This is a genomic window from Microcoleus sp. BM001215392 (assembly GCF_036700185.1).
Taxonomy (GTDB): Bacteria; Cyanobacteriota; Cyanobacteriia; order Cyanobacteriales; family Microcoleaceae; genus Microcoleus.
This window is the reverse complement of record NZ_JAUBOJ010000345.1, coordinates 1-8,451: the sequence shown is the minus strand read 5'-3', so window position 1 is coordinate 8,451 and position 8,451 is coordinate 1. Positions and strand designations below refer to the sequence as shown.

Below are 8,451 nucleotides of genomic sequence, written 5' to 3'. Positions count from 1 at the left end.
CGAGTCCGCATCCAAGAAAGGACTCGCATTCCGAACGATCGAACCGTAAAACAAAACAGAATTGCGATCGCGCTTCTCAAGAGCGGTGAGGTGTTTCTGGTAAGCTCGTGTCGCCTCGCTCCACTATTATAAAACTGGTTCGATGGTTCGGAGGTAGTCTCTAGGTAGCGAATAAATGGACAAAATGGTACACTGTTAGACAAGCATACGGTGTACCATTTTGTTCAAACTTGCGCGTATTTGCAAAAAAACTGGGATTGTCGGTAAAAACACTGCAACGCTGGGACGTTTCGGGAAGGTTGCCGGCCAAACGCACCCTATCGGGTCATCGGTTCTACACCGAAGACGATCTCTTGATAGCCAACGGATTGAAGCCCATAGAGGCCAACAGAAAGACAGTCGTCTACTGTCGAGTTTCGTCCAGTGGACAGAAGCCGGAACTCAAAAATCAGATGCTAGCAATGGAGGCTTTCTGCCTGGGTCGAGGATTGACGGTCGATGATTGGGTGTCAGAAATTGGGGGAGGACTAAACTTTAAGAGGAAAAAGTTTCTAGCAATTATGCTGTCAATGCTCAAAGGTGAAATATCAATAATCGTAATTGCACATAAAGACAGGATGTGCCGTTTTGCCTTTGAATTCATCCAAGAGCTTGCCACGTCGGTTGGGTGCGAAATTGTGGTCGCCAATCAATTATCGTTGTCACCTCAACATGAATTAGTGGAAGATTTAATGGCGATAATTCACTGTTTCTCTTGCCGATTATACGGTCTACGAAATTACTCCAAAGAAATCAAGGAAAACCTAAAGAATGCTATTGACAAACCAGTACAATATCTAGCAGAATTGAGCGATCGAGAAATACAGTGTTGAGGTTGAACAATGCTTTTGTCCCTCAAAACAAAGTTAAAACTAAGTAAAAGTCAAGCGACAATTATGGGTAAACACGCTGGAATAGCGAGATTTACTTACAATTGGGGATTGGCAACTTGGAGCGACCTTTACAAAGATGGATTGAAGCCTAATAAGTACCTACTCAAGAAGTTCTTTAACAACCATGTAAAGCCTGAGTTCACATGGATTAAGGAGACGGGAATCTGTCAAAAGATAACTCAATATGCTTTTGATAATTTAGGTGATGCGTTCTCTAGGTTTTTCTCGAAAAAAAGTGGATATCCCAGATTTAAAAAGAAGGGACATCACGACACTTTCACCATTGATGCAGGCGGTAAGCCTATCCCCGTGGGCAGTACATCTATAAAGTTGCCGACAATCGGCTGGGTAAAAACCTACGAAGGATTGCCTCACACGACCTGCAAATCAATTACTATTTCGCGGACTGCCGACAGTTGGTTTATTGCCTTTGCTTACGAGCAGGAGTATGAACCAACTATAAAGCAACACGATGTCGTAGGAGTTGACTTGGGAGTAAAAGAATTGGCTACGCTTTCAACTGGCGTAGTATTTCCGAACCCAAAACACTATAAAGCGCATCTCGCAAAACTCAAGAGATTGTCGAGAGTTCTCGCTAGAAAGGTCAAAGGTTCTGAGAATAGGTATAAAGCAAAAATTCAACTAGCAAGGCATCACGCTAAGGTAGCAAATCTCAGAAAGAATACCCTGCACCAAATCACTACTTACTTATGCAAAAACCACGCAAAAATAGTAGTAGAGAATTTAAATATTTCTGGGATGTTGGCTAATCATAAACTGGCTCAAGTAATAGCTGATTGTGGATTCCACGAGTTCAAACGTCAGCTAGAATATAAAGCGAAAAAGTTGGGCTGTGAAATAATCGTTGCCGACCGCTGGTTCCCGTCGAGTAAGACCTGTTCAAGCTGTGGACATATTCAAGAAATGCCACTCAAAGAAAGGACGTACAATTGCGGAAGTTGTGGTCATTCTATGGACAGGGATTTGAACGCAGCAATTAATTTATCGCGGTTGGCTAAACCGTGAAAGCTTACTGAGGGATAGCCGCTCCCATGCTCCCGATGAAGTAAGAAGCAAATGTCTAGACTTGTCTAGTATTTGTGTAGCAGAAAGCGTCATTTATGAATGCGGACTTGCATTCGGAACATCGAACCGTAAAGCAAAAGACAGATCCTCCCCCAAAAAACTGTTAGCCTCACAACATTTTTATCGAAGTAACCCGATCGGGCGCCAGCGCGATCGGAGCCCAATATTTTTTTAGCTGTAGCGCGTACTGAGCGCTCTCAACCCAGCACGCCCCTTCTGTCAACTAACTGTGCGCTGCGCGAGTATAATACGGCAACTTTTTTTGAGTTCGATCGCCCGTTTCTTTTGAAAATGCCGATCGTCGGGTCATCACGAACAGCCGATCGGTTGTGCATAATAGGGAACTAAAGGTGTGAAAATACTACACTGGCTGTGGGGGGTATAATACCCGATACCTTGGAAACACCAAGGGCTTTTCCCAGTCCGCCCACTCAGCGTCAAAACACGCAGGCCCTGCGATCGCCAATGCTAAACAACCTACGTCTCAAACCTCCCCGGGCTAGTTACCTAGTAGCACCGTAAGGGGGGACGACGCCATGCAACTCCGAAAAAAAACACTACTAATTATCGGTGCAGCGCTGATCAGCCTGATTGTGGTTCTCTATGCCACTGCATCTACGATTTTGCTGCACGATTTTCATAACCTGGAGGTACAGTACGTCCGCCAGGATGTCGCGCGGGCTTTAGATGCCCTAGATGACGACTTGTCAAATTTAAACACCAGCGCCCAAGACTACGCTCAGTGGGACGATACTTACTCTTTTGTAAATACACGAAATGAGGAATTTGTCAAGTCAAATTTCGTGGATTCGACATTTGTTTCCTTGAGACTAAACTTAATGGTGCTGCTGGACTCCAGCGGAAAGATGATCTTCAACAAAGGTTTTGACCTGAAATCGCAAAGGGAAATCCCGATTTCCAAAAGCTTACAACAGCAATTGAGCGACGCGCTGCGAGAGTCCTCGACACAGCAGGGCGATCGGTTCGCCACCAAAACAGGCGTCCTGATCCTGCCAGAAGCCACGCTGCTGATCGCCTCCAAGCCGATCGTCAACAGCAACGCCCAAGGCCCAGAGCGGGGGACGCTGATCCTAGCACGCTACCTCGACAACACCGAAATCGGTTTGCTTTCGGAACTGACTCACCTGTCAGTGGATTTTAGATTGCCGAGTTTAGATTTTAAAGTCGGAGCCACAAACTACCCCGGTTACGGCGCTAGGGTTCAGGTGCCCGGGCCGCAAGATTTGGACAATCTCAAACTCAAAATTTCTAACCTCAAATCAGTAGAAATTTTAGTCGAGCCGCTCAACGACAGCGTAGTCGCAGGATACGCCCTGATTCGGGACATCCGGGGCAAGCTAGCTCTGCTGCTGCGAGTAGAAGTAGACCGAGTAATCTCTCGCCAAGGTGAGGCGACGCTAGAGCTGTTTACTTTCTCGATCTTGGCAGTAGGTTTAGTATTTAGCGCGATCGCCCTGCTGTTGCTAGAAAATTTAGTATTGGCAAGATTGGCAGACTTGAGCACTAGCGTCAGCAACATCGCAGCCAACGGCGACGCAAACTTGAGGGTTCAGATATCCGGAGCCGATGAAATCGCGAGCTTAGCCGACGACATCAACCGAATGCTAGAAGCATTGGGGAATTCTCAACTCGAACGCAACGAGAGCGAAAACCGGTATCGGTTGATGGCAGAAAACTCAACCGACATGATCACCAGACACAACCCCGAAGGCGTGTTTGTTTACGTATCGCCCGCCAGCTTTGCTTTGCTGGGATACGAACCTTCAGAACTCGTCGGGAGCACCCCCAACAATTATTTTCACCCCGACGATTTAGAAACCGTCGCCAGAGCTCACTCGAAGGTGCTGGCGCTGCCAGTTACTTACACCCTCACCTACCGCATTCGCCGCAAAGACGGCAAATATACTTGGTTTGAAACCACCAGCCGCACGATCCGCGATCCGGAAACTGGCTCAGTACAAGAAATTATCGGCATTTCCCGCGACATCAGCCTGCGCAAGCAAACAGAACAAGAACTGCGAGAAAGTGAAGCGGCGATTAAAGCTTTGTACCAAGTGACTTCAACTCCCCGTACAGATCCGCTCGGCCGCCTCTCTACCTTTGATTTGCGCCTCCAGGAACTGCTGATCGTGGGATGCCGCCAGTTAAAGCTGTCGGTGGGAATTTTGTCGCGCATTCAAGGCGACAAATATCAAATCATGGCTGTTGAATGTAGCGATGGGTCGATCGTCCCAAATCAAATCTACGATCTAGAAAAAACCTTTTGCGCAGCTACAGCAATGGCAAAAGAACCGATGTACTTTGAGTCTGCCATGTTTGCCGGTTTGTGCTTCAACACCGACGATCCTGCTTTCAAAATCGAAGCTTACATGGGCATTCCGGTCAATGTCGCGGGTGAAGTTTACGGTACTCTGTGCTTCTGTTCAGGGACTTCTCTGACAGAACCTTTCCGACCTGTAGACAGAGAGTTGGTGAAACTGATGGCTCAATGGGTGGGAAGCGAACTCGAACGCCAGCAAACAGGCGTAGACTTGGCAAAAGCTCGCGACGAAGCACTAGCTGCTACCAGAGCCAAAAGCGAATTTTTAGCCACTATGAGCCACGAAATTCGCACTCCCATGAATGGAGTCATCGGCATGACCGGCTTGCTGCTGGATACGCCCTTAACTCGCGAACAGCGCGATTTTGTAGAAACTATCCGCAGCAGCGGCGATGCCTTGCTCACCCTGATCAACGATATTCTAGATTTTTCTAAAATAGAGTCGGGTAAATTGGACTTGGAGGAACATCCATTTGACATCCGCACTTGCATAGAGGAATCTCTCGACCTGGTAGCTGCCAAGGCCGCACAAAAAAAACTGGAATTGGGTTACTTGATCGATCGCTCCGTACCACCAACGGCCCTCGGCGACAGCGCCCGCTTGAGGCAAATTTTAATCAACTTGCTCAGCAATGCTGTGAAATTTACCGAAGCAGGAGAAGTGGTGGTTTCGGTGAGTGCCAAAAAGATTTCAGTGTCAGCGATAGACGATCGAGAATCGTCAGTAATTAATGGCGAACCACTAGGAATTAACCAAGCATACGAAATACAATTTGCGGTTAAAGATACTGGGATCGGGATTCGGGGCGATCGCATGGATCGACTGTTTAAATCTTTTAGCCAGGTTGATTCTTCAACCAGCCGCCACTACGGCGGTACCGGATTGGGTTTGGCAATTAGCAAACATTTAGCCGAAATGATGGGCGGCAGGATGTGGGTGCAAAGTATGGGCTGTCTGGCGGGCAATCCTCCGGCAGATTTTCAACCGGCCGTTTTTGATTGGGGATGGGGAGAATCTTGCGAAATCACAGAAAAATATGGATCTAGCAAATGTTTGCTCAGCAACAAGCCGCACAGCCAAAATCCCAATTCTGTCGGCTCTACTTTTTATTTCAGCACGATCGTTGCTGGGTGCAGCAGTTTATTGCCCGTTAACTTGAGCAATTCTCAACCTGAATTAGCTGGAAAGCGAGTCTTAATTGTCGATGACAATGCTACCAACCGCCAAATTTTGACTCTGCAAGCTCAGTCGTGGGGAATGGTGGCTAGGGCTTCAGCTTCGCCTAGTTTGGCTTTAGATTGGATCGCGGCTAAAGAGGTGTTTGACTTGGCAATTTTGGATATGCAAATGCCGTCCATGGACGGGTTGGCTTTGGCTGCACAAATTCGGCAGTATCCAGATTGCCAAAAGTTGCCGTTAGTCATGCTAACTTCGATCGGCAGACAAGAAATTAACAGTGCTGCGATTGATGTGCATTTTGCTGCTTTTTTAAACAAACCGATCAAACAATCTCAGCTTTACAATGTTTTAATCAATATTTTTGGGGAACAGGCCACTGAAATTAGAGTCCAGCGTACCAGCGGGCCTTTCTTGCAAAGCATACCCGTGCTGGCCGACCAATTACCTCTGCGGATTCTGTTGGCTGACGATCATTTGGTGAATCAGAAAGTGGCTTTGCAAATTTTGCAGCGGATGGGGTATCGCGCGGATGTGGCTGGAAACGGCATCGAAGCGATCGAAGCTTTGCGCCGCCAGCCTTACGATGTGGTGCTGATGGACGTGCAAATGCCGGAAATGGACGGTTTAGAAGCTACCCGCCACATCCGCGAAGAATTTTCAGCAAATTTAACCTTAGAAAATCCCGCGGCAGAATCAGCAGTGGCGGCAAATAATCAGCCATCTCACAATCTAAAATCCCCAGAAAATCCCACAGTAGAATCAGAAGTCTCCGCAAATAATCAAAAATCAAAAATCAAAAATCAAAAATCGACTCGTCCTTGGATTGTGGCGATGACGGCCAATGCGATGCAGGGCGATCGCGAACAGTGCATGGCGGCGGGGATGGACGATTATTTGAGCAAGCCGATCGAGATTGAGGAGTTGGTGCGAGCTTTGAGCGCCTGTAAATCTCGCTCCCACGGGTCGGGAGATCGCCCTGGGTCAAATTATGGTGTGAACTCTCAGATTGAACAGATAGAAAAAACCAGTGAAAATGAGTTAGAAGCGCGATCGAATGGGGCTGTGGCGGGAAATACACAACAGACAAGTTTTAATTCGCCCCCAGCCGTCAATGGGAGTGAATTAAATAATCTCGATCGCGCCCTGTCAGAAAGCCCTGGTTGTCTGAGTGCCAAGATTATAGAAGGATTGCGGGATATAGAAGCTTTAGAGGAGGCGATCGACCTTTACCTCGAAACAGCTCCCCAACTGCTGCAAGGCATCTCTGTGGCGATCTCCAACGCCGATCCGCTAGCTTTGCGGCGGGATGCTCACTCTTTGAAGTCGATCAGCGGTACCCTCGGTGCTTTTGGCTTGTTTGAGTTGTGCGAGCAACTCGAAATCATGGGCCGCATCGGAACAGAGGCGAACCAAGCTTTACCTGCTCCGGCCCGAGAGCTATTAAAACAGGTTGAGGCCGAGTATCAAAGAGTTGAAACGGCGATGAAAATGGAACGGCAATACAGCGAGACAATGCAGAATAATTAACCACTGACAATTAACAAATTATCTAGCATATTCTAGATAAAATGTATTCAGTAACGGTAGCCAAAAAAATAAATCCTGATTCGCTCGATCTGAATAAAAAAATAGTTAAATTCTCAGAGGAAGATGATAGATGGATTGGAAAATCAGCCGTTAAATAGGATGTGAATGAAACCTTTTTCCTGAAACTGTTGAATCAAAACAAACGACATATATATTATGGATAATAATCTAATTGCTAAAATAGTAATATTTTCTGTATCAATACCTTGTACTTTTTACATTGCTTACGCCGCGAAAGTAGCCCTCAATCTCAACCTCGATATATTCGGTGCAGGGCACACTCCTGCTAAGTTAGAAAAGCTATCCGGTGGCATCATTAAGTGTAAATGGTTCCCTAATCCTCACCACTGCCCCGGAAACCATGTTAAATATTCAGTCCAGGACGCATCAAAACCCAATAAACCCGGTTTTTGACTGTCGGGGTGACAAGTAAGCTATAAAGCTGACAAAGTAAGCTTTATAGTATTAGTAGGGTGTGTCGCCCGAGACAAATCTCTGCATCAAAATCGAAAATTTCATAGCGACGTACCTGCACCTTATGACAATATTCAGTCGTAGGGTGTGTCGCCCGAGAAAAATCTCTGCATCAAAATCGAAAATTTCATAGCGACGCACCTGCACCTTTCAAGAAATCTTGTAAACAAACCGAACGACTGCACAAGGTTATGGACATCATTGAAAAGCTAACAATCGGGCAGACATTTTCTATTGATAATCCTCCCTATGAGGTTTTATCAGAAGAATGGAAGGTTGTTGGGTTGTCCTATCGGGACGTTACATTCTCGTACACGAAATATTGGGTAAGAGATATCGCTTATACACATATTTCGACGACAGATACAGTTGCAGGTGTGGCGATCGAGGAAACCGATCGAGGGGTTATTATTGAGCTCAATAATAACCCCTATCTCGAAGTGGGATTACTCATCAAAGGAGATCGAGGGAGATATTTGATCGATCAGTTAAGTTGATAGATTCATCAAATAGCTGGTGATGCACCCTACAATAACTGAGGATCGCGAATTAAATAATTTACACATATTTGTGGGATGGGCGGGAGAGTCCGTCCCACAATCACAATAAAAATTGTAAGTTATTTAATGGGTGCATCTCATTTGTGCAAATATATTCGTAGGGGCGAAGCATTTCGGCAGTAAATCTTTGGTTCTCACTCATAAATTATGTGCCGAAATGCGAGAGCCCTTGCACTCATAGAGATGCACCCTATTTAACTCTCATTCCAGAGGACTAAAGTCCCGGTGCATCTGGTTTTTGAAGCCGGAAGAAGCATGACCGCATATAAGTTATTAGTTATAATCCCATAT

Annotated in this window: 4 protein-coding genes; all 4 read left to right on the top strand. The window is 46.3% G+C overall.

Translation table 11 applies throughout. From position 1 onward, the window contains the following. Nucleotides 1–230: 230 nt before the first annotated feature. The 4 genes from QT974_RS27080 to QT974_RS27065 all read left to right on the top strand — a co-directional run bounded on the left by QT974_RS27080 (nucleotide 231) and on the right by QT974_RS27065 (nucleotide 8,097). A complete protein-coding gene (locus QT974_RS27080) occupies nucleotides 231–872 on the top strand; it encodes an IS607 family transposase (RefSeq protein ID WP_333471502.1) in 642 nt (213 codons plus the stop codon). 9 nt (nucleotides 873–881) lie between these two features. Then, the gene (locus QT974_RS27075) at nucleotides 882–1,958 is read left to right on the top strand and encodes an RNA-guided endonuclease InsQ/TnpB family protein (RefSeq protein WP_333471501.1); all 1,077 of its coding nucleotides are present in this window, start codon (nucleotides 882–884) and stop codon (nucleotides 1,956–1,958) included. Between the two features lie 596 nt (nucleotides 1,959–2,554). Continuing rightward, entirely contained in the window at nucleotides 2,555–7,066 is a 4,512-nt protein-coding gene (locus tag QT974_RS27070) for a response regulator (RefSeq protein ID WP_333471500.1), read from the top strand. 725 nt (nucleotides 7,067–7,791) lie between these two features. After that, on the top strand, nucleotides 7,792–8,097 hold the full coding sequence (locus QT974_RS27065) for a hypothetical protein (protein WP_333471499.1): 306 nt from the start codon (nucleotides 7,792–7,794) through the stop codon (nucleotides 8,095–8,097). Nucleotides 8,098–8,451 lie beyond the last annotated feature (354 nt).

Bases quoted from the DNA above. Each gene is read 5' to 3' on its own strand.
- QT974_RS27075 (WP_333471501.1), top strand. From the start codon at position 882: ATGCTTTTGTCCCTCAAAACAAAGTTAAAACTAAGTAAAAGTCAAGCG.
- QT974_RS27065 (WP_333471499.1), top strand. From the start codon at position 7,792: ATGGACATCATTGAAAAGCTAACAATCGGGCAGACATTTTCTATTGAT.
- QT974_RS27070 (WP_333471500.1), top strand. From the start codon at position 2,555: ATGCAACTCCGAAAAAAAACACTACTAATTATCGGTGCAGCGCTGATC.